The 20797-nt window shown below is 43.2% G+C and carries 18 protein-coding genes; 4 read left to right on the top strand and 14 right to left on the bottom strand.

Annotated elements, in window-relative coordinates:
* Positions 1 to 191: 191 nt before the first annotated feature.
* From ASD40_RS33030 to ASD40_RS33020, 3 genes are all read left to right on the top strand, one after another.
* On the top strand, positions 192 to 1844 hold the full coding sequence (locus ASD40_RS33030) for an extracellular solute-binding protein (RefSeq protein ID WP_057307367.1): 1653 nt from the start codon (positions 192 to 194) through the stop codon (positions 1842 to 1844).
* A gap of 70 nt (positions 1845 to 1914) precedes the next feature.
* Entirely contained in the window at positions 1915 to 2844 is a 930-nt protein-coding gene (locus ASD40_RS33025; RefSeq protein ID WP_057307366.1) for an ABC transporter permease, read from the top strand.
* A 16-nt stretch (positions 2845 to 2860) separates the two neighbouring features.
* Positions 2861 to 3736, top strand: a complete 876-nt coding sequence (locus ASD40_RS33020) for a carbohydrate ABC transporter permease (protein ID WP_057307365.1) — start codon at positions 2861 to 2863, stop codon at positions 3734 to 3736.
* Between the two features lie 51 nt (positions 3737 to 3787).
* Here the strand turns inward: ASD40_RS33020 and ASD40_RS33015 are convergent, their stop codons facing one another.
* The 7 genes from ASD40_RS33015 to ASD40_RS32980 all read right to left on the bottom strand — a co-directional run bounded on the left by ASD40_RS33015 (position 3788) and on the right by ASD40_RS32980 (position 11782).
* The gene (locus ASD40_RS33015) at positions 3788 to 4639 is read right to left on the bottom strand and encodes a CPBP family intramembrane glutamic endopeptidase (RefSeq protein WP_235549487.1); all 852 of its coding nucleotides are present in this window, start codon (positions 4637 to 4639) and stop codon (positions 3788 to 3790) included.
* Between the two features lie 2 nt (positions 4640 to 4641).
* On the bottom strand, positions 4642 to 5196 hold the full coding sequence (locus ASD40_RS33010) for a PadR family transcriptional regulator (protein ID WP_057307363.1): 555 nt from the start codon (positions 5194 to 5196) through the stop codon (positions 4642 to 4644).
* A gap of 173 nt (positions 5197 to 5369) precedes the next feature.
* Positions 5370 to 7127, bottom strand: a complete 1758-nt coding sequence (locus ASD40_RS33005; protein ID WP_057307362.1) for a glycoside hydrolase family 2 protein — start codon at positions 7125 to 7127, stop codon at positions 5370 to 5372.
* A gap of 177 nt (positions 7128 to 7304) precedes the next feature.
* Positions 7305 to 7583 (bottom strand): hypothetical protein, encoded by a 279-nt coding sequence (locus tag ASD40_RS33000; protein ID WP_057307361.1) that lies wholly within the window; start codon positions 7581 to 7583, stop codon positions 7305 to 7307.
* Positions 7584 to 7870: 287 nt separating this feature from the next.
* Positions 7871 to 9070, bottom strand: a complete 1200-nt coding sequence (locus ASD40_RS32990) for a Ger(x)C family spore germination protein (RefSeq protein ID WP_057307359.1) — start codon at positions 9068 to 9070, stop codon at positions 7871 to 7873.
* Between the two features lie 18 nt (positions 9071 to 9088).
* On the bottom strand, positions 9089 to 10657 hold the full coding sequence (locus ASD40_RS32985) for a spore germination protein (protein ID WP_082562611.1): 1569 nt from the start codon (positions 10655 to 10657) through the stop codon (positions 9089 to 9091).
* Positions 10658 to 10672: 15 nt separating this feature from the next.
* The gene (locus ASD40_RS32980; protein WP_057307358.1) at positions 10673 to 11782 is read right to left on the bottom strand and encodes a GerAB/ArcD/ProY family transporter; all 1110 of its coding nucleotides are present in this window, start codon (positions 11780 to 11782) and stop codon (positions 10673 to 10675) included.
* Between the two features lie 132 nt (positions 11783 to 11914).
* On the opposite strand from ASD40_RS32980, the gene ASD40_RS32975 reads away from it, so the two are divergent.
* Positions 11915 to 13600 carry a DUF2339 domain-containing protein gene (locus ASD40_RS32975; protein ID WP_057307357.1) on the top strand — a complete coding sequence of 562 codons (1686 nt, stop codon included), beginning with the start codon at positions 11915 to 11917 and terminating at the stop codon, positions 13598 to 13600.
* Positions 13601 to 14241: 641 nt separating this feature from the next.
* Here the strand turns inward: ASD40_RS32975 and ASD40_RS32970 are convergent.
* From ASD40_RS32970 to ASD40_RS32940, 7 genes are all read right to left on the bottom strand, one after another.
* A complete protein-coding gene (locus ASD40_RS32970) occupies positions 14242 to 15162 on the bottom strand; it encodes an MBL fold metallo-hydrolase (protein ID WP_235549475.1) in 921 nt (306 codons plus the stop codon).
* Positions 15163 to 15189: 27 nt separating this feature from the next.
* A complete protein-coding gene (locus ASD40_RS32965; RefSeq protein ID WP_057307355.1) occupies positions 15190 to 16218 on the bottom strand; it encodes an ABC transporter substrate-binding protein in 1029 nt (342 codons plus the stop codon).
* Between the two features lie 35 nt (positions 16219 to 16253).
* Complete coding sequence (locus ASD40_RS32960) at positions 16254 to 17009, bottom strand: ABC transporter permease (protein WP_063870883.1); 756 nt, start codon at positions 17007 to 17009, stop codon at positions 16254 to 16256.
* Positions 16942 to 17781 carry an ABC transporter ATP-binding protein gene (locus tag ASD40_RS32955; RefSeq protein ID WP_057307354.1) on the bottom strand — a complete coding sequence of 280 codons (840 nt, stop codon included), beginning with the start codon at positions 17779 to 17781 and terminating at the stop codon, positions 16942 to 16944. Before ASD40_RS32955 ends, ASD40_RS32960 begins: the two co-directional genes overlap by 68 nt.
* Positions 17782 to 17807: 26 nt before the next feature.
* Positions 17808 to 18473 carry a Crp/Fnr family transcriptional regulator gene (locus ASD40_RS32950; protein WP_057307353.1) on the bottom strand — a complete coding sequence of 222 codons (666 nt, stop codon included), beginning with the start codon at positions 18471 to 18473 and terminating at the stop codon, positions 17808 to 17810.
* 275 nt (positions 18474 to 18748) lie between these two features.
* Positions 18749 to 19564 carry a hypothetical protein gene (locus tag ASD40_RS32945; RefSeq protein ID WP_057307352.1) on the bottom strand — a complete coding sequence of 272 codons (816 nt, stop codon included), beginning with the start codon at positions 19562 to 19564 and terminating at the stop codon, positions 18749 to 18751.
* Positions 19564 to 20580, bottom strand: coding sequence for a hypothetical protein (locus ASD40_RS32940; protein WP_057307351.1), 1017 nt, complete (start codon positions 20578 to 20580; stop codon positions 19564 to 19566). Before ASD40_RS32940 ends, ASD40_RS32945 begins: the two co-directional genes overlap by 1 nt.
* Between the last annotated feature and the right edge of the window lie 217 nt (positions 20581 to 20797).

Genomic DNA, 20797 nt, shown 5'->3' with positions numbered 1-20797 from the left:
TTGGATATTTTGCAGATAGTTATATTGGAAACGCTATCATATAGTTAGGTTAGACATACAGCTCTTCACCTCACACAATCTTAATAACAGTTTTCCAGGGAAACTCCGTATTGCTTCGATACCAGTTTTCTAAATTCGGAAATGCTTACACGGCCAGTTTTTCTGGCGAAAAACGCTTAGGAGGTCAACCTATGAAAAAGAACAGAAAAAAAATGTTCACCATGCTGGTTACAACATCATTGATGGGGAGCTTAGTCGTCGCATGCTCATCCAACACCCCGAGTACAGTCAACAGCGCTAGTCCCAAAGCAACTGCCGGTGGAACGACCGCTTCCAGTGGTGGCGCTGTCACTTATCCGCTAAAAGTGGACAAAACATTGACCTACTGGGGCGAGCTTCCCGGTAACCTAACGGGTGTAAAAGCAGCGCATGCAGATGTTCCCTTCTTCCAGGATTGGCAGAAGAAAACGGGCGTTCCATTGAAATTCCTAGCTCCGCCTACGAACCAGGGCGCTCAGGCTCTTAATGTTATGTTAGCATCAGGTGATCTGCCCGATATGATTGAGTTTGATTGGCAGGGAGCATTCCCTGGCGGACCTGAAAAAGCGATCAAAGACGGTTACATTTTGAAACTAAACGATACGATTGATAAATTTGCTCCAAATTTAAAAAAATTCCTCAAAGAGCATCCGGATGTTGATAAACAAGTAAAAACCGATAATGGCAGCTATTATTCGTTCCCTTTTATCCGCGGCGATGATTATCTGCGTGTGTACCAAGGTCCTATCATTCGGAAAGATTGGCTTGATGATCTAGGTCTGCCTGTCCCTCAAACCATTGATGAATGGTACACAACACTTAAAGCCTTCAAGGAGAAAAAAGGCGCTACAGCCGCTTTCTCTGTCGTAAGTGTTCCCAGACCTTTTAACGAGCTAGGAAACGGCGCTTTCGCCGGTGCCTTCGGTGTGACACGTGATTTCTACATCGATAATGGAACAATTAAATTTGGTCCAGCTGAGAAAGGCTACAAAGACTTCCTGGCTACCTTCCACAAATGGTATGAAGAAGGACTTATCGATAAAAACTTCGCAACGGCGGATGGCAAAGCCTTAGATGCCAACATGGCCTCCGGCGCAACAGGTGTTACCGTACAAAATGCGGGTGGCGGTATTGGTAAATGGCAGCCGCTAATTACAGCTAAAGATGCTAAAGGCGTTCTCATCGGGGCTCCATATCCGGTTCTCAAAAAAGGCGACATCGCGATGTATGGTCAGAAGGATCCAGCGAATTCGCCTGGAGGTATGGTTGCTATTACAGCTTCTTCCAAGAATATTGAGACCGCAGCAAAGCTTCTTGACTATGGTTACTCTGAAGATGGCCATAATTATTTCAACTTTGGAACCGAAGGCGTTTCGTATAAAATGGAAAACGGCTACCCGAAATATACGGACCTTCTCATGAAAAATCCGGATAAATTGGCTCCGGCACAAGCTCTGTCACTGTACATCCGTGGTAACTATAATGGTCCTTTCGTTCAAGATAAACGCTATATCGAGCAATATCTGGCTTTGCAAACACAACGCGATGCTGTTACCACTTGGCAAAAAACGGATGTTGATAAACACAAATTGCCTCCTATTACAGCTACACCGGAAGAAAGCACAGAGCTTGCCAAAATCATGACTGACCTCAATACACTAGTCGATGAAATGACGCTCAAAATTATTTTAGGAACAGAACCAGTGGATAGCTTTGATAAATACATGGAAAAATTCAAATCCGTTAAGCTAAGCCGTGCACTCGAAATTAAAAAGGCATCCTTAGATCGTTACAACAAAAGGTAGATGACAGGCCAGGGGGAGGGCAGCGGCTCTCCCCACTTTACTAGAATCTCACGGCGAAAGGAGAGATATCATGCGTAAAGCAGGGGAAGCAACCTTCCAAATACGCTTCAAGCGCGATTTTCTGCTGAATAAATATTTATACCTGATGATGGTTCCCGTTCTGGCTTACTACATTATCTTCCATTACGCGCCGATGTATGGAGCCTTGATTGCGTTTAAAGAGTATACCCCTAATAAAGGCATTCTGGGTAGTAGCTGGGTTGGCTTCCAGCACTTTAATGATTTCTTCAGCAGCTATTATTTCTGGCGAATTCTCAAGAATACCGTCATTATTTCCCTTTACTCGCTATGTTTTGAATTCCCGGCTCCGATTATTTTGGCGATTCTTATTAATGAGCTTACGAATAAAAAGTTTCAACGCTTCGTTCAGACGGTCACCTACATGCCGTATTTTATTTCACTCATCGTTATTGTCGGGATGATCAAAGACTTTACGAATAACGGCGGTTTAATTAATAACTTTCTGACTTACTTTGGCTTCAATGATACGGCAATGCTGCAGAAACCGGAATTGTTCCGAACGATCTATATTTTATCTGAAATATGGCAAAAAATCGGATGGGAATCCATTATTTATCTAGCCGCACTCATGGGCATTGACCAGGAGCAGTACGAAGCGGCGAAAATGGACGGGGCCAACAGAATCAAGCAAATTTGGCATATTACCTTACCGGGCATTCTACCAACTATTGCGATCATGTTCATTCTACGCATGGGGAATTTATTGAACGTTGGTTTCGAGAAAATCATTTTGCTCTATAACCCCAGCACCTACGATACGGCGGACGTCATCTCTTCTTTCGTTTATCGTAAAGGGCTCGTAGAATTTGGTTGGAGCTACAGCTCAGCGGTTGGTTTGTTCAATTCTTTGATTAATCTAGCCTTACTCATTGCAGCAAACAAAATAAGTAAAAAGATAAGTGAAAACAGCTTATGGTGATGGAGGTGGTGTTGAGATGAAAACGAGCTATTCGGACAGATTATTCGTCACGTTAATCCACATCTTGTTGCTTATGCTTGTTGTTGTTACCCTGTATCCTCTTCTTTATGTCACCTTTGCTTCGTTTAGCGACGCTGGCCAATTGATCACGCATAAAGGGTTCCTGATTAAGCCTCTAGGCTTCAGTTTAGAAGCTTACAAAAGTGTTTTTCATAACCCTGCTATTCTAAAAGGCTACCAAAATACGTTGTTTATCCTTTTCTTCGGCGTCATTACGAACCTTATTGTTACTGCTCTAGGCGCTTATGTGCTCTCCCGTAAAAATGTGATGTGGAATCGTGTCTTCATCTTCGTTGTCGTATTAACGATGTTTTTCAGCGGTGGACTTATACCGCTCTATCTGGTTGTAAAAGGTGTTGGTTTAATTGACTCGCTTTGGGCGACCATTTTGCCCTTTGCCGTCAACACATTTAATCTGATCATCATGCGTACAGCCTTCATGGCGGTCCCAGAAAGCTTGGAGGAATCTGCTAAAATGGATGGGGCCAATCATTTCGTGATTCTTTTTCGTATCATCATCCCACTCTCCATGCCTGTCATTGCCGTGATGATCTTGTACTATGCCGTTGAGAAGTGGAACGGGTGGTTCTATGCCTCAATCTTCTTGAAGGATCGTGACCTCTACCCGCTCCAGCTCACTTTGCGAGAAATATTAATAGCGAATAATACCGATTCCATGTCATCAGGGGCTAATGCGGCCGAGCAATTTCAAATAGGGGAAACGATCAAATATGCAACTATCATGATAGCCTCGGTGCCTATTCTAATCTTGTATCCCTTCGTGCAAAAGTATTTCGTCAAAGGCGTCATGATTGGCGCTGTCAAAGGGTAAAAACAAAACGCCGTTCGCCTCTTAAATGAGGTGACGGCGATTACTTTTATTCTAGACCGGTAGCTCCGGCTGTGTTGGGAAGCCATGAGGTCCTTGCCGAAGCGTTGTTCTTTTTCTTCTTTTATACATCCATAGACCGGCAAGTGCCGTTAAGACAATGGCGATAATTCCTTCCGGACTAGGCATAGCCAAATAACTAAATTCTGCTTGCACGAGTACGAACTTTTTCAGAATCAACGTATCAATGAAGGCATTTCCAGCCATGTGCATGAAGACAGCAGGCCAAACGCTTCGAGTCATCAACAGAATCTCACCGTATAGAACCGCCATGACGATTACGCCAAGCATCATGCGAGGGATATAGGTGATCATGCTTTCCGTGGTATCCACGAATAGAAATAAATAAGGAAAATGCCATACGCCCCAAATTAACCCCACGGCAATATGAACGATAAAACGATGATAACCAAGCGTATATAGCTTTGGAGCCAAATAGCCCCTCCATGCTAATTCCTCAAAAATGTTTTTGATGAGGCTTGGTATAAGAGCTACACCGACTGCCGTCAAATAGTGAGAAGACATCGGGGACACATCCGTCCACCCCAAGCTTGAACTGATTCCGACAATCACCATCGTCATTAAAGGAAAGAATAACAGGCTGAATACATAGAGAAATACGTTTCCTTTGACTCGAGGTTTGATGCCGAAATCTTTCCACCCATCTCCCATCCAACTGCGCAAAACGACCATTATCAGGAGGGGAGACACAATCCAAATCAATTGCCCCAGACTCCCATTCGCATCCGTTCCAGCCTGCAAATCAACCAGTCGGCCGATCCAGCCGCAGCATAACGCAACAAGCGAGAAAATAATCACGTTCCTCAGCGTCCTGTTATCCTTCATTTTCAAGATCCCAGCTCCTCTTTTATTTTCTGCGCATACCTCTCGTACCACGCCTTCAAGAATTCATAATAATCACTTCCGAACTCCAAAGTATCCAGCCTGCTTTTCACCTTCGGGTTGTTGAGAAGCTCTTGGTTTTTCCCGAGTTGTTCCCGATTCATTTGCTGAAACATCTTCAATGTGGACCGGACCGTTTCGATCTCATTCAAGTACACTTCGATGAGTTCTAGTTTTCTGGAATCTTCGACGTAGTTGAAGAAGAACATTTTGACAAGTGCCGGATCCCTTGGTTTGTCTAAGGCAATCGGCTCACCAGCCCAACTTAGGAATTCCTTTTCTCCCTCTTCTGTGATCGAGTAAACCTTCTTGTTCCTCCCCCCCTGACGCACCTCCGTAAGATGAACATGCCCATTCTGAACGAGTTTCTTTAATGCTGGTTGTATGCTCCCTTGGCTGGAATTATAGAAAAATCCGGTGCTTGCCTCCATGCTTTTCTTAAGATCATAGGACGACTTATCCCCGTCCAGCAGCAAACCCAGAATGATTTTGTCCTGCATGATGGACACCTCCTTTTATTTCTAACAGACATGTCTACTAGACATATATAAAATAGATATTATTCCCTTTTTTTGCCTCTGTCAACATAGTTACACTTTTAAATCCTACACCATCACACAAGCAAACAAGGGAACCCCTAAGGATTCCCTTGTATTCAATCATTTAACCCAGATTACTTACGATCATTAATAGCTTTAATGATTTCTACAGGAATTTTCGGCTTTCTATCATACGTGAGAAGGCCGTTAATTTCCTGCTCAACATCGGTTAACTGCGTGTAACAATAACCCTGTACAACACCGGAGTTTAGCAGAGGACGTATGACAGCGCGCAGCTTTTTCTCATAATCCTCGTCATTATCCGCCCCGGAATATCCCCAACCTTCCCATTCGCTTTTCTTGTAAGCAATACCGCCAAATTCGGTAACAAGAATCGGCTGATTTTCATAAGGGAAGCCCTCTACAAATAGTCGGCGATTCGCTGGCATCGCATGAACAGCTTTATCGCTAGAACTGTAGCGCTCTTCCAACACATCTCCACGCCACTCATAGTCATGAATGGTGAACAGATCCGTTTTCACTAGCTCCCACCCATCGTTCGACACAACTGGACGCATCGGATCAAGCGATTTGGTCAAATGATACATGGTCAGGGCATGCTGCTGCTGCAATTTATCGATTTGAATATTAGGCACTCCCCAGCTCTCATTCAAGGGAACCCAAGCAATAATGGAAGGATGGTTGTAATCGCGATCCATAGAAGCTATCCACTCATTCGTAAATCGACTCACATACTTCTCTGTATATTCGTATGCATTAGCCGCCTCACTCCAAACGACAAGTCCGAGCTTATCGCACCAGTAGAGAAATCTTGGATCCTCCAGCTTTTGATGTTTCCGCGCACCGTTAAAGCCCATTGCCTTCGTTAACTCGACATCTTGCTTGATCGCTTCATCACTAGGCGGCGTCAAATTGCCATCTGGGAAATAACCCTGATCCAGAACCATTTTCAAAAAATAAGGGCGGTTGTTCAAGCATAGTTTACCGTCTTCGATGGATACTTTACGCATGCCGAAATAACTCGTTACCACATCTACAGCTTTATTATCAACCAGCAGCGTGAACGTGACGTCATATAAATTTGGATGCTCCGGTGTCCACCAGGCACCAAGTCCATGATCGTTGAAATCATTCAGACGAATTTTTCTCGCCCCAGAGCTGCTTCTCATCCCATACGTATCTTCAGAAACGAGTTCTCCATTAAATGAAATCTCTACTTTCAGCTGTTGCTTGGCATTTGCGTCAGAACCCTGGATAAAGAATTGGAATTCCACTTGTTTCTCATCGATATCCGGGGTAATTTTCACTTTATCCAAGTAGCCGTCGACAGATACCGCTTCCATCCATACCGTTTGCCAGATACCTGTCGTTCTTGTATAGAAAATACTTGCCGAATCCGTATGCCAATATTGCTTCCCTCTCGGCAGTGTAACATCTTTGCTATAATCAACTGCTTTGACAACCAGCTTGTTCGTTCCAGCCTGAAGTGCATCCGTGATGTCTGCATGGAAAGGGGTATGCCCGCCATCGTGCTTAGCAACCAGCACCCCATTTACCCAAACTGAAGCTTCGTAATCCACCGCTCCAAAGTGAAGCAGAATCCGTTTATTCTGGAATGCTTCGGGCAGAGTTAGATCTCGGCGGTACCATACAACATCGTGAAACTCATTACTCCCAATGCCGCTCAATTTACTTTGAAAAGCGAATGGCACTTGAATGGTCTTGGATAACTTTCTATTCCCTAAATGCCACTTCTCTTTACTGCCCACACGATCATCATCAAATTCAAATTCCCATTCGCCATTCAGATTGATCCAGCTATCTCTAACAAATTGAGGTCTAGGGTACTCAGCTCGTGGTTGGTTCGTCATCGGTAATCAATGCCTCCATATAATTAATTTAAAAGTTAACTAAATAACATGAATAACTCTTAGATTATTATCATATCAAGCTCTCTCATTGTCAATATGCGTTATTCAATTAACTTTTAAGTTACGAAAAAAAGAACACCTCATCTCAGAGGTGTCCTGTTCCTTTTTACCACATAGTTAATCGATGTATCCGGCAAATCCCTTTTTCATTAAATAGTCCATCTCAGCTTCCAGAATGGTATCTACCGCTAGTTCTGTCAATTTCACATCGGGTCTGCCCAGAATATGATCGATCAGTTCATCGCTATCAATATCAACTTCCCCTTTGGCATTTTCTTCTGCTTTGACAATAAAATCCTTCTCATATTTCAATACCAATTGAATTTGCTTAGGATCAGCCTTCGTTTTGTCTACGATGAATTGTAATAGCTCTTGTTCGTTTAATTGCTCCGTCATATGATGTCATCTCCTAATGGTTGTTTATAACTATTGTAGCACAAAACCTTATTGCAGAAGCCTGAGTATTAACTTGCTAAAAGGTTGAAAAACAAAAGTAATGAAATCTAAGGGGTTAGGCACCTTCATATGTAAACTTTGGGCAATACTTAGTACAGTACCTAATAATAATAAACAACAAACAATTACGAACTCTTTATACTTCCTTTTCTTCAGAAGCGATGGAATTTCCAGTATCGCGATAACTGTAGTTATCGAAAGTATCGCAGCAATATTCCACATTTAGATCATTCCTTTGTTTTTTGTACCAGTGAATCATTTACGGTGCCCACACGACGAATCTTCACTTTTGTATTCACATGTACGGGTAAATCAAGAAATGTCTCCTTCCAGTTGCCTTTGTTTTTGTCCCAATATTTAGGATCCGCGCGATACATCGCTTCACCAAAGCCGAAAATATCCACATCATATTTTTTGGCTTTTTGAATAGCGGAATCAACAATCTTTTCCACCTCTTTTCCCTCTATTTTCTCCAGTTCCTTCATGATTTTGGGATCCATAAGATCGATTTTGCATTGGACTTCGCCCACATTCTCTTCAAGGGAAATATCAATATCAATTTGCGGTTTGCCATTCTCCACTTTCCCTTTCATTTTCGACTTAGTTCGCACCGCTTCTACTGCTAAAATACCGCCTTTTGGGCAAGTAATATGTCCGATTGTGCTTTTAACGTTGTTTAAAATGTAATTGTATCCTTTACTTTCTTGTTCATTAAGCCAGCCGACAAGCTTATCATTTTTAAAAATTGCTACACCTGAATATTGAAGGTAAGTAGTAGGGTCTGTTCGGTTCACATGACTTAATGTATGACCTTTTCTGGGATCACCCTTGATTTGTATGCCTGTTAACACAGGATCTTTTCCCTCTGTCTGCAGATCAGAAATTAAATTATCTAATCTTACTTTTACCGTAGGCGCCCAAGTCTTTTCTGACACCTCTAATGTAGTGAACAAATTATTTGAGGGAATTTTCTCGAGGGGGGTAAGTGTTTTTAATATATGCTCAGCCGTTGTTCCTTTGGCTACGACAATATAGAAATCAGTTCGCATTTCATGATTTCTAGAAATCCCATCCAGAATAGGCGTAATGCCTTCCCTTGCCAATTCTTCGCTGATCACAAGAATCCGAAGATGAGATGAATATACCTTTCTCGGACTTTGTGTGGCTATTTTTCTTAAAGCTTCAAAGATGGTCTGGGAGGTAGCTTTAAAGGTGCTTACAGGTATAGTCACTCCCGTTCCGCCCCTTTTTGAAGCGACTGCACCAGGGTTAACTATTTGAATCGTCACCTGCACTTGATCATCTTTTTTGTCAAAACCCATACCAACCGATATGGCAAGATCATTAAGTTCACTCCGACTCCAGCATCCCGTGAGTAATACAATCATGAGGAGCAAAACAACAAACGGTATGACACATCTCCGCATTATAGATGACTCCTTTATCTAGGTCCTGGTTTCAGGCTTATTCGAAGAAGCATTGTTTTCTCGAATGTTATTTTTCTGACTGATGAGTCGAGGCCTAGTAGATAACGCCCATTGCGGCAAGCGAAATATCGTATCTTTCTGATCCGCAGAAATAAACGGTGCCACTGGAGACATATATGGAACACCGAAGGACCTTAAACTGCACAGATGAAGAACGATTGCGATAACCCCCACAGTAACGCCATACAAACCAAAGGAAGCAGCAATAAGCATTAAAAGAAATCTTAAAATCCGAATCGTAATCCCCATATTAAATGAGGGAATGACAAAATTAGCAATGGCCGTGATGGCAACTATAATCACCATCGCAGGAGACACCAAACCAGCTTCTACTGCCGCTTGACCGATGACTAGCGCTCCTACAATTGAAACAGCTTGTCCGACCGTCTTCGGTAACCTCACACCCGCTTCTCGAAGAATTTCGAACGTTATTTCCATGACGACCGCTTCGATAAAAGCTGGGAAAGGGATCCCTTCTCTTTGAGCGGCTAAACTGATCAGAAGAGTGGATGGCAGCAGTTCTTGGTGAAAGGTGGTTATGGCTATGTATAAGGAGGGAGCCAACAAAGATATAAAAAAACATATGTAACGTAGAAACCGAAGAAGTGTTGCAAAATCCGCTCGTTGGTAATAATCCTCTGCAGATTGATAAAATTGAGTGAATAACGCAGGTGCCATAAGCACAAAGGGAGTGCCATCGACAAGAATAGCAATACGCCCTTCCATTAAGCCGGCGGCGATAACATCGGGGCGTTCCGTATTGTACAAAGTAGGAAAAGGGGTGTATGTTTCGTCCTGGATCAACTCTTCGATATTGTTGCTTTCAAAAATCGCATCAATATCGATGCGTCCGAGCCGAATTCTTACTTCCTCCACTAGCTTGTCATTCACAATGCCATTCATATACATGACGGCGACCTCCGTCTTGCTCACACGTCCGATTGTCATGGATTCCATCCATAAGTTAGGGTCTTTTATTTTACGTCTGATAAGTGCGGTGTTGGTGCTTATTAGCTCGGTAAACCCTTCCCGCGGCCCCCTCACAACCGATTGGGTGGTTGGTTCTTCGACGGATCGATGCTCCCCGCCTTGTGTATTCGCTGCCAACCCCTGTACACTGCCATCCAGCAAAATAACCGTTGACCCCGATAAAATAGACTGATATAAGGATTCAAAATTGGGAATTTCGTGAACTTGACCGAGTGTGCTCATGGCATTTCTTAAAGCATTAAGCGGGAACTCACTTGAATCAACTTTTAGATTTTCGGTGAGCAGGGTTTGAATGGAAGTTGGACTAATCAGTCCATTGATGTAAATGACGCCAATATGAATCGGATCTGCTCCATTCAGAAGCATGGTCTGCATAACAATATCGTTACTATTTCCAAAATCTTTCTTGATCTTGTCAAAGTTAAGTTCTATTGACTCCTCAAGTGATTCCTTTGAGATCGTTGAGCCACTTTGAAAGAGCCTTGTGTCCGTTGATCGGTTATCGTTACTCCGAAATATTTTCTTGATGAACTCCACGGTATCCCAACCTATTCAAGTGATCTTCGTTTTTGTCATTGACTTTCGAATTGCTGAAACCCCTAAGATGAGGAGAGGGTACAGAAGTCCAATCGTTAGAGCGTAGGGGATATAAGATTTGCTATCAAATTCTGCCATATAAGCAACATTCGGATATACAACGAGCGAATAAACAACCAGAAGCATTCCTGAAGGGAGAACAAGAGGGCGATAATCTTTTACATTCAAAATTTGAGCTAGTCCCATAACGAAACCATAAAAATAGAAGGTTGTCTTGAAATAAACCGTTAGAAACCATATTCCCGCGATAAGAATTTCAATTCTTTCAAAAAAATCACCAATGCTTATCTGTTTGGCTAACGCATAGCTTGGAAACATTTGTCTTAAGGTCGTTTTAGTTCCCAATACCGATATACACAAAAAGGTAATAATTACTATACAAGCTCCACCTAATAATGTAGCAATTAGGAACGCTTTTTTTCCTTTTTGAAAGTTATTGACATGTGCCGGGAATACCATGAGCAGCACGATGAAGGGAAGCGCAGAAGTCCCAATAAAGGATAGGGCTGCCTTGATCAAAGGTTTACTTCCCACTGAAAATATAGGCTGCAATTTTTCAAATTGAATCTCTGGCAATAGCGTTACGACCAGAATAATAAAAAGTAATATGATCCATGGAAAAAAAATCTCTGCCGCTCGTATTAAAGTTTCGAGTCCAAGTCGTATCCCCATTACAACCACCATGGCGAAAATAATATTGATGTATTGAATGGGTGTCTCAGGCATGACTTGTGTGTTCACAAAATTCCCCATATAAAACAAGACCGTGGCAGCTCCGATAAAAGAAAAAATAACAAAGAATAGGGACAGTAACTTCCCTAACCATTTTCCAAACAGTTTTTCATTATATTCAGTTAAGGTCATGTTGGGAAAATAACTACCAACCTTGTTGTATAAGCATACGATTAACAAACTTAAGCTAACTCCAATAATTGCTGCGAGCCAGGCATCTTGTTTAGCATCAGCAGCAAGCCCCGATGGAATAACTAAAATTGTAGTCCCAATCGTGTAAATCATCACAAGCACAGCAAATTGGCGTACGGATATTTTAACGTCTTTCAACATATAATTCCCTCACCTAGCGATTCCATTTATTGATACTATTCCCATATTCCCATAAATCATTAGCAAGATATGGATTTTCTAATTGTTTCACATCGTGATTAGCATTAAAGTATAAATAAAAGGGGGGCTTGTATGAATTTGGATTTACGCGTTGAAGCACTGGAAATGAAGGTCAAAGAACTCGAAGAACAACTGAGCATCCTGCTTGAAAAAACCACCAAGTCACAAGATCAGCAAGTACATACGACGCAACCGACATTTGATCAAAAATCGCAATCCACGCAGCAGCACCGTCAGCATGAGGTGACAATACCCATCAAGCAACCGGCGCCGCCACCAAGGGATTGGGAGCATTTGATCGCTCGCGTCTGGCTGCCGCGGATTTTCATTGTCGTCTTTCTGTTAGGTGTCCTATGGGCCTTTACAGCTGCCGTTAATGCGGGGATTATCACCGAACCAGTTCGCTGCATACTGGGCGTCATCGTCGCTGGCTTCATGTATTGGCAAGGAGAAGTCCAAATTCGCCGCAAACGCATGGCTTTGGGGCAAGTGCTGCTCGGCGGATCCAGCGGGGTCCTTATTTTATCTCTTTTCGCAGCGCATATGCTATTCACATTGATTCCGCCAACACTTGCGTTCGTTCTATATGTCGTTTCTATTGCTGCAAGCGTACTTACTGCAGTCCGTCATCGCTCACAAGCACTCATGATCATTACCCTGCTCGCCGGTTATCTAGTGCCTTTTCTAGTCGACTCAGCCAAACCAAATATTTGGGTATTTGCAGGCTATGAAGGGTTATTTTCAATGGTCATGATCGTTTTATCGTTACGTTATTCCTTTTGTGGCGCTTATTTTACTGCGTTTGGAGTCCTTCATCTGCCATTACTCTTTTCAACTTTGTTCGCAGGTGACATCGGCAGCCGACCCGCGATCCTTACCGTCGTTATTTTGCAGCATTTGCTCCTCTTTGCGATTTCAATTCTCCGTTCCAAAGACAGCCTGATTGGGCAGCGAATCGCATTATTCCTAAGCTTCGGCATGCTCGCAGCGTGGACGTATGGCCTATATGGCGGTTCCAAAGATCGTATCTTCTATGAATGGATGCTTGCGATATGGTCGCTTCTCTATAGCGGTACTTCTTACTGGCTGTATCGTCAAAAGAGAGCTTTTTCCGTTCAGCTATCCATTGCAACGTTCAGCATATTCCTTTGGCTCATCTACGTACTGCACGCGGATCAAGCCGGCTCCGCCATTCTTGTAGAGGGTGCAATTGCGCTATGTTTAGGTGCTAAATTCAAAAGCAAACTGCAGCAAATCAGCGGGGCTATCACATATTTCATTGGGATGTTATTCGTCCTAACGCATCCGATACGTGATCTATTATCATCCGAATCCTTTGCGTGGCTTATACTCGTGGCAACTATTGGCGGCTTGTATGCTTTCTACCGTGCCATACTTGAAGAAGGCCGCGCTCGAACAGAAATTAGTCTTATCCTGCTGTGGATGGAGTTAATTCTCTTACTTGTCTATCTCACACAACTGACCAATTCCCTGACGCGAACGATCACATACGATTACCAGCATTTGATTCTTTCAGCAGTGTGGGTTGTTTACGCCATTCTACTCATTGTCTTTGGACTCATTGTCCAAAAGCCTAAAGCCAGGCTTGTAGGTATCATCTTCTTATTCGTTACCTTACTCAAAATTATTTTCATCGATTTACCAGATGTATCAACGGCTGTTCGCGCTATCCTGTTCATTGGACTTGGAGCCATTGGCGTTGGTATTTCTAGATTGTTTTATAAGCGCAAGGAATAGATTTCTCGCGGAGCAAATAAGCGCGAAAACAGCGCTTAATCTGGAGCGCCCGAGCAAATAAGTGCGATAACCACGCTTACAGCGAGAGCTATGCGTGCCGAAGCTACCAATGTTGTAATTTCTACAACAATTCACATGCCAAAAGGCAATTTTGCAACTTTATGTTGCACTCCGTACAACATTTCGAGCCTATTGATTGCAAAATCGCCCTTATCGGGCCCAATTGTTGTACAATATGCAACAATGAAGGGGCAGATGCGGGATATTGGCAGAAATTGTTGTACATTCTACAACATCACTTCATCCGAAAATATAGATTCATTCATCCTGCAACCTCAAGAGAGCAAGTATGGCGATGTATACCGATATAAGCCACCTCTACTGTATAACTAGGTTGGATGAGTGAATAGACGATCTTAAACATACAACAATTCTAGTCTTACGTAGCTCTGCAGCCTATAAAAATGGCTAAAATTGTGTATAACCTATTATGCATATCCACTATCTCACTTAGCTTAGCAGAATCCATAGCTAACTATCCTAAATAAGATAAGCTTAGTCGCTTTACCCCAATCCCAAAACAAATAGTTATATGGAAAAGCCGCCCCGAGTATTAGATCGAGGCGGCTTTTCCAATATAACTATGAAAGATCAAATGCCATTAAATCTCTAGCCATCGTGATTCGACCCGAGTAGATATCTCGCATGCCTTCGGTATAATCGGCCTCGGCTTCATCATTAGCCGCAGGCGCAGGGATATGGTGGGTGAGCACCAGATGGGCAACCCCAGCTGCACGGGCGATTTCAGCGACCTCCAGCGTAGTTGAATGATACTTTGCAGGATTGGACAAGCCAATCGTCTGCTCGGGAAATTTGGCAATAAGCGCGTCCAGCCACGTTTTGTTGTAAGATTCATGCACAAGTAAATCGACACCTTGACTATGTTTGACCATATTTTCAACAGGAATCGTATCCCCCGAAATGACAACCGATTTGCCGTTGTATTCGAATTTATAAGCAATAGCTGGATAAACAGGCTTATGATCCACTTCGAACGCGGTAATTTTAACACCACCCTGGTCGTAAACAATACCCTCATTGCTTTCAAAGTATTGAATGTCCGCACCTGCCCCGGCTGAGAAATTATAATTCACGCGAAGATTCACGTCGAAATCAAAAGACTCTCTCATTTTACTTATGATCGCTTTCGTCGTCGTTGGTCCATACACGTTCATTGGACCTTTACGCCCTTCAAATACCCGATCCGCAATTACGTGTGTTCGCCAGCTAGTAATGAATACATCGAAAAATCCAGAATTATGATCGCTATGATGATGAGTGAAAAAGACATCCGAGATCCGTTGCGGCATGATCCCCGCCTTAATCAGTTGATCAACGGTCGCACCGCCGCAATCAAACAGAAAGGTTTTATCCCCTGCGAGAATGGCGACCCCTGCTTTGGCTCTCCCATAAAAGGCCCTCGGTGTACCTGTGCCTAGTATCACTACTTTGATATGCTCATGAAAATCCGGCAATAGGTTTTCCTGTGGTTGTATGTGCAAATGAATGACCTCCTAAGTAAACAATGATTATTTTTCTTTTTTCACTTCATTCAAAAGCGTTAAATCGAGGAATTTGCTGAAGTCCAGTTCTTCCGCTTTCACTTTTAAATATCCAGCATCAAATGAGGCTTTAGCCTGCTCGTTAATATCCTCTAAGGTGATATCTTCCGTTAGTTTCAAATGATCGATGGCCGCTTTAATGAGCGCCGGATCCATCCCTTTTCCAGTTAACTGCTTTAATTCATCGCTAATCAGACCATAGGCTTTACTCGGGTTTTGCTGAATGAATTCGATACCTTGTTTGTTGGCTTTCACGGCTTTTTTGGCCAAATCACGGTGCTCTTTGAGAAATTTATCGCTCGCTACGAGAATCGTTAACGGGTAATTCCCGTCTTTTGGCGGGATTTTATTCCAATCGACTAAAATCGTTCCGGAACCTTCTTGAATGATTTGTGTCCCCCAAGGTTCTGCAATTAATGTAGCATCCACTTCTTTCTGCCTTATCGCTATCAAGGTATCAGCTGGAGCACGTGTAACAATTTGTACACCGGAAGTATCTGTGGATACTTTTAATCCTTCCTGTTTCAGCAGCAAGCGAAGGGACAGATCAGGTGTCCCACCTTTGGCGGCAACAGCCACGGTTTTACCTACGAGATCCTTAACCGATCGGATGCCAGCATCCTTACGAGCCACCAATACCGCTCCACCATTATTCGCGCCAGAGATCACCTTGATATTTTTACTTTTCAAATATTGATTAATGACCGGTCCCGGGCCAACATAACCAAGATCAATCTGATCGGTCGCAATCGCCGTTGCGAAGTCCGCTCCGTTGTCAAAAGCCGTGACTTCAATCTTGGCATTTTGGCCAAAGCCTTGTTGGAAGTAGTTATTTTGCAGTGCTACAAATCCCGGAGCATGTGTAACATTTTTCAAAATACCAATTTTCACCGTCGTACTCGCAGCGCTTGAAACTGCTTCTTTACTCTGTCCGCAAGCTGACAATAGCAGTGCTCCGGTTAATACCAAACTCATGACCCATCCTAATTTTTTCAAAATAATTCCCCCTTATTTGTTCTATGAAACGCTATTTATTTCTTAAGCTGAAAGCGAAGCACGATTTTATCCTCTAACTGTTTGAAACAGAAATGGTCCGAAATCGTGCCTATAACGGCGATAATAATGACCACGCACAGAATGGATGCCGTATCCCCAAGGCCGCGTCCATCCTGCAGCATTTGTCCGAGACCCACTCCCTTGGCAATAAGCTCCCCAGCTACAAGTGCCCGCCAAGCAAAGGCCCAAGCCACTCGGATTCCTGTGATCCAATGGGGAAATGCAGCTGGCAGCTGCACTTGGAAGAACAAGCGGTAACCACTTCCTGTTCCGAGCATTTGCGCAGCTCTCAGATGAATCGGTGAAATGTTCAAAATCCCCGTCCTGCTCGCCATCGACATCGTCCAAGTCGCACCTATCGTTGTAATGAAAATAACTGATGTATCATTAAGTCCAAACCAAATAATCGCAAAAGGAAGCCACGCTATACTCGGAACCGTCTGAAGGGCAACAACCACAAAGCCGAAGGTTTCGTCAAAATACCGATAACGGGCAAATAAATAGCCTAAAATCGTACCAAGCCCAATTGAAATAGCGAATGAAATGAGCAAGCGACGAAGACTAGCTGCAATCGCGTTAAGGAGATGCCCCTGCGTAAAGCCATCATAGAAGGCTTGAAAGGTTTGCAGCGGTGAAGGAAACTTCCACCCCCACTGAAAAACCCTAAATCCCAACTCCCATATGATCAGCAGAAGAATTAGAAATAGGGTTCTTCTTAAGGCTGTATTCATGGCCGAGCTCCTCTCTGACTACCTTTTCGAGCTCATCCGTCAGAGCTTCCATAATTTTATTTTCCAAGGCATGAATGAGCGGATCACCGCTTTGATGAGGCCTTGCTGCTTGTACGGCAAATTCCTTCTTGACCCTGCCTGGCTGCGTTGCCATCACGATAACTCGATCTGACAAAATGACAGCTTCGCGAATGTTATGTGTAATAAACAGGATTGTTTTCCCTGTTTTGAGCCAGATCTCTTCCAAATCCTTCAGTAAAATAAATCGCGTTTGTTCATCCAATGCCGCAAAAGGTTCATCCATCAACAGGATGTCGGGATCCATAACGAGCGCCCTGGCAATGGCTACTCTTTGTTTCATTCCCCCGGATAGCTCGTGTGGATAACGATCGACAAACTTGCTCAAGTGAACGGCTTTAATCTGCTCAAAAGCGAGTGCATAGCGTTCTTTCTTCGATAACCCCTTTTGCTTCAAACCAAAGGCGACATTATCGAGCACCGTAAGCCAAGGAAATAGGCCGTGCTCTTGGAAAACAACGATCCGATCAGCCCCCGGTGCCGTAACCTTTTGCCCACCCACGGTAATGGTGCCGCTGCTCACTTTTTCAAACCCTGCTATCAGGTTCAAAAGTGTAGACTTCCCACAGCCTGAAGGGCCTACCACGGAGACGAATTCCCCTTTCTTAATCGTGAGCGATACTTGATCCAACGCCGTATAGGTAGTGCCTTTCCGCTGCGAAAAGAATTTATTCACATTGTTTATCGTAATCATTTGAATACCCTCCAGACCTCTGTCCGTCATATGTCTGTGAAGAAACGGTTCGGGTGAAAAATAACGATCTTCTTTTTGGCGTAGTCGATGAGCCCTTTATCGCGCCATTTATTGAGTGTTTCTGTGACCGTTTGTCTGCTGCAGCCAATGACATAAGAGATTTCTTCATGACTGAGCGGCACCTGAACTTCAAGCTTAATGTCCGTTTGTTTGCCCAGCTGCATGAGGAACCACGCTAGCCTCCAAGCTACGGGGCGGGAAATGAGCGTTTCAACCATCTTCTGTGTTTGCAGAAGTCGGCGTGCTCCTAGAACGGCTACAGAATAAGAAAACTCGGCATTCTCCTTGGCCAATTCGAGAAATTTACGCCTGTCTAGCGTAATGATTTGGCTGTCTACCAAACACTTGGCGTAACGTTTCCTGGGAATGTTCGTCAAAATTTCCGCATTACCGAATACTTCTCCCTCATAGCGTAGAAATAAGGTAATCCCTTGCCCCTCTTCAGAGGATTGGGAAATCTTAATTAATCCCGAGTCAACATAATAAGCACCGCTGGGTTGATCATTCTCTTGAAAAACAAACTCGTTTTTCCTGTAGGTTTGGATAGCTCCATGTTTACGAAATGCCTCAATCATGATTTCCTTGGTAGGGTCCTTCTCCTGAAGATCAGCAAGTTCATTCAATTGGTCCATATGTGAAAACCCCTTTGCCAAGTTCCTTTGACGCTATATTTTAATGTTGAGTATTCCGATGTGTTATATTTATATTACCACATGATAACGTGTTAGAATGTCGGATTCCCGACAAATACAAAAAATTCTTAGACTATGCACGTCTAAACGCAAAAAGAGACCCACAGCAACGGGCCGTGGGTCTTAAGGTATATATATTTTAAAGGGGGTCGAGTTTTATTATAAGCCTGTTTCATTAAGCTCAGATGAATAACACATTTCTTTTTGATTACAAATTATACTTTTATGATAAAAGGAACAATGAACACTTCATTATGCTGCTGAAATTGACCCCAGATTTTGTAGATGCCACTTTTGGGAAAGTGGATAGTGAACGCTGCATCAGGTCCGGAAGCTTTCGAATCATTCGGATGCACATGGACGAACTCCTTGGCATCTGAACTTATAGCCACCACATGACCTAGACTGCCTAGATAAGGCTGCAAATCAGTTACAGGTTCTTTCGTTGCAGCATTTCTAATGGTAAAGTTCATTTTTAAATCCATCCCAGCCATCAAATGGTCGAAAGAAAGATTTACTTCTTTGTCGCCGACTATTTTCGTAAGATTCGTATCAGGTAGAAGCTTCTCTTCTTTCTTTTGCTGCCCGTTAATCGTTACCCAGTGGGTTTGAATCGTCTCCCCCATGCCTTGCGGCGTAAAATCGGCGATCAGCTGATAATGCCCACCTGCCGGGAACTTTGTCTTGATTTCAAATCGACCTCCACCGACGTATTCGGGATGAAGATGGTCAAAATAGGTGAGATCCTTGCTGACAACAATCAAGTGCAGCAGCTTTTCATGCATGATGTCGAATTGATCAATCGGTTTATTCCATTTATTTTGGATGAGAATCGTCACAGATGCTTCCTCATTAGGCAAATATTGCTTCGACGCGACGGAAAAATGAGCAATCGCGTCATTTTGGTGGACATGTGTTGTAGGAGATATAGTTGTAATCGGCATCCCCATCATGTCATGTTTTGAGGGCTGCGTACCGCATGCGGTTAAAAGGAGTGTCATACTCATAAGGACAATTAACGTTGTTTTCATTAGCTTTTTCTATGCACAATTGGAGCCGTGAGAATGCTTAACCCCAGTGAACAGAGCCCACAGATGAACATCGTTCCTCCCCAAAGCTCCGGCGCCCAATCCAATGTATGATAAATGCTCAAATCCGCAAAGTATAAGCCCCAGATTAAAACAGGAATAAGAAAGAAAACAACCTTATATCGCCAATCGCTCGCTTCCCTCTGTTTAATAGACCTAAACATCAAATCAGCAGCAATCCCGCTAATCAGTAGAATCACAATAGATCCGTATTGTGAAAAGCCATCCAGTATCGCCATTAGCACCGCTTGGAAAACAAAGAAATAAGTGGCGGTACCGAATGGAAGCTTCCATCTCCTTATAACCAGCATAACAGGTAAGACTAACAGCATCGTTGTAATCAGGAAATCCACGACGGCTCTTGCGACCGCATCTTCTTCCCTAGCCATCCATAGATTTTGACGGAATGACCAAGCATACATGAGAAAGAAGGCCATGACAGCAAAGGTTAATGCAATCGAGGTCAAAGCAGGCAGCAATTGGCGAAAGGAAGGTGAGACCTTATCTTCAGCGTGACTAATCGCACGGTACGGACTGGTTAGGATCATAAGTGCACCTGTCAATAAGATCAAATGTGTTGGGCTCAGCAATGCTTCGATATTCTTCTCAATTCCAAACACCGTATGCCAATACATATCACCAAGGCCGCCTAAGAAAAAGATGATTACTCCTGCTACGCCAAGCTCGTAACCAGTCGGGATCGCCTGCACCCAAGTTGCATGATTAGCCTTAGATTTGTTCTGATAAGTCAGATAGAAAATCCACACTGCGCAAGCCAGATATCCCGAATACAAGATGGCATGCCAAGGTGTGAAAAAGGTTTCAACCGCACCATGGTTATGAGCAAAGCCGTCAATAAACAAACCAATGATAAGCCACATCCCCATCAACATCGTGATCGTATGCTTGAAATTTCCGATATTCGTTTTCGATTGCGGCACTGGTACCAGGACTGACAAACCCATCATCTCCTCAAATTTGTCTCTTTACACATATTATATGTCATAGCTAATGACATAGACAGGATAATGGATATGAGATCATGCAAGGCAGGATCTACGGCAGCATTTTAACGGAATAATGGAATCAAGATTACTGTAGTGAAAACCCAGCACAATACTTTTGGTTTAGTTATTTGTTTACAATTTTTTAAATGATTTTCCCTTACTTTACGGT

The organism is Paenibacillus sp. Root444D2, assembly GCF_001426375.1.
GTDB lineage: Bacteria > Bacillota > Bacilli > Paenibacillales > NBRC-103111 > Paenibacillus_E.
This window is presented reverse-complemented; position numbering and strand designations above follow the sequence as displayed.

Coding starts and splice junctions, on each gene's coding strand:
- ASD40_RS33030 (WP_057307367.1), top strand. CDS start 192: ATGAAAAAGAACAGAAAAAAAATGTTCACCATGCTGGTTACAACATCA.
- ASD40_RS33025 (WP_057307366.1), top strand. CDS start 1,915: ATGCGTAAAGCAGGGGAAGCAACCTTCCAAATACGCTTCAAGCGCGAT.
- ASD40_RS33020 (WP_057307365.1), top strand. CDS start 2,861: ATGAAAACGAGCTATTCGGACAGATTATTCGTCACGTTAATCCACATC.
- ASD40_RS33015 (WP_235549487.1), bottom strand. CDS start 4,639: ATGAAGGATAACAGGACGCTGAGGAACGTGATTATTTTCTCGCTTGTT.
- ASD40_RS33010 (WP_057307363.1), bottom strand. CDS start 5,196: ATGCAGGACAAAATCATTCTGGGTTTGCTGCTGGACGGGGATAAGTCG.
- ASD40_RS33005 (WP_057307362.1), bottom strand. CDS start 7,127: ATGACGAACCAACCACGAGCTGAGTACCCTAGACCTCAATTTGTTAGA.
- ASD40_RS33000 (WP_057307361.1), bottom strand. CDS start 7,583: ATGACGGAGCAATTAAACGAACAAGAGCTATTACAATTCATCGTAGAC.
- ASD40_RS32990 (WP_057307359.1), bottom strand. CDS start 9,070: ATGCGGAGATGTGTCATACCGTTTGTTGTTTTGCTCCTCATGATTGTA.
- ASD40_RS32980 (WP_057307358.1), bottom strand. CDS start 11,782: ATGTTGAAAGACGTTAAAATATCCGTACGCCAATTTGCTGTGCTTGTG.
- ASD40_RS32975 (WP_057307357.1), top strand. CDS start 11,915: ATGAATTTGGATTTACGCGTTGAAGCACTGGAAATGAAGGTCAAAGAA.
- ASD40_RS32960 (WP_063870883.1), bottom strand. CDS start 17,009: ATGAATACAGCCTTAAGAAGAACCCTATTTCTAATTCTTCTGCTGATC.
- ASD40_RS32955 (WP_057307354.1), bottom strand. CDS start 17,781: ATGATTACGATAAACAATGTGAATAAATTCTTTTCGCAGCGGAAAGGC.
- ASD40_RS32950 (WP_057307353.1), bottom strand. CDS start 18,473: ATGGACCAATTGAATGAACTTGCTGATCTTCAGGAGAAGGACCCTACC.
- ASD40_RS32945 (WP_057307352.1), bottom strand. CDS start 19,564: ATGAAAACAACGTTAATTGTCCTTATGAGTATGACACTCCTTTTAACC.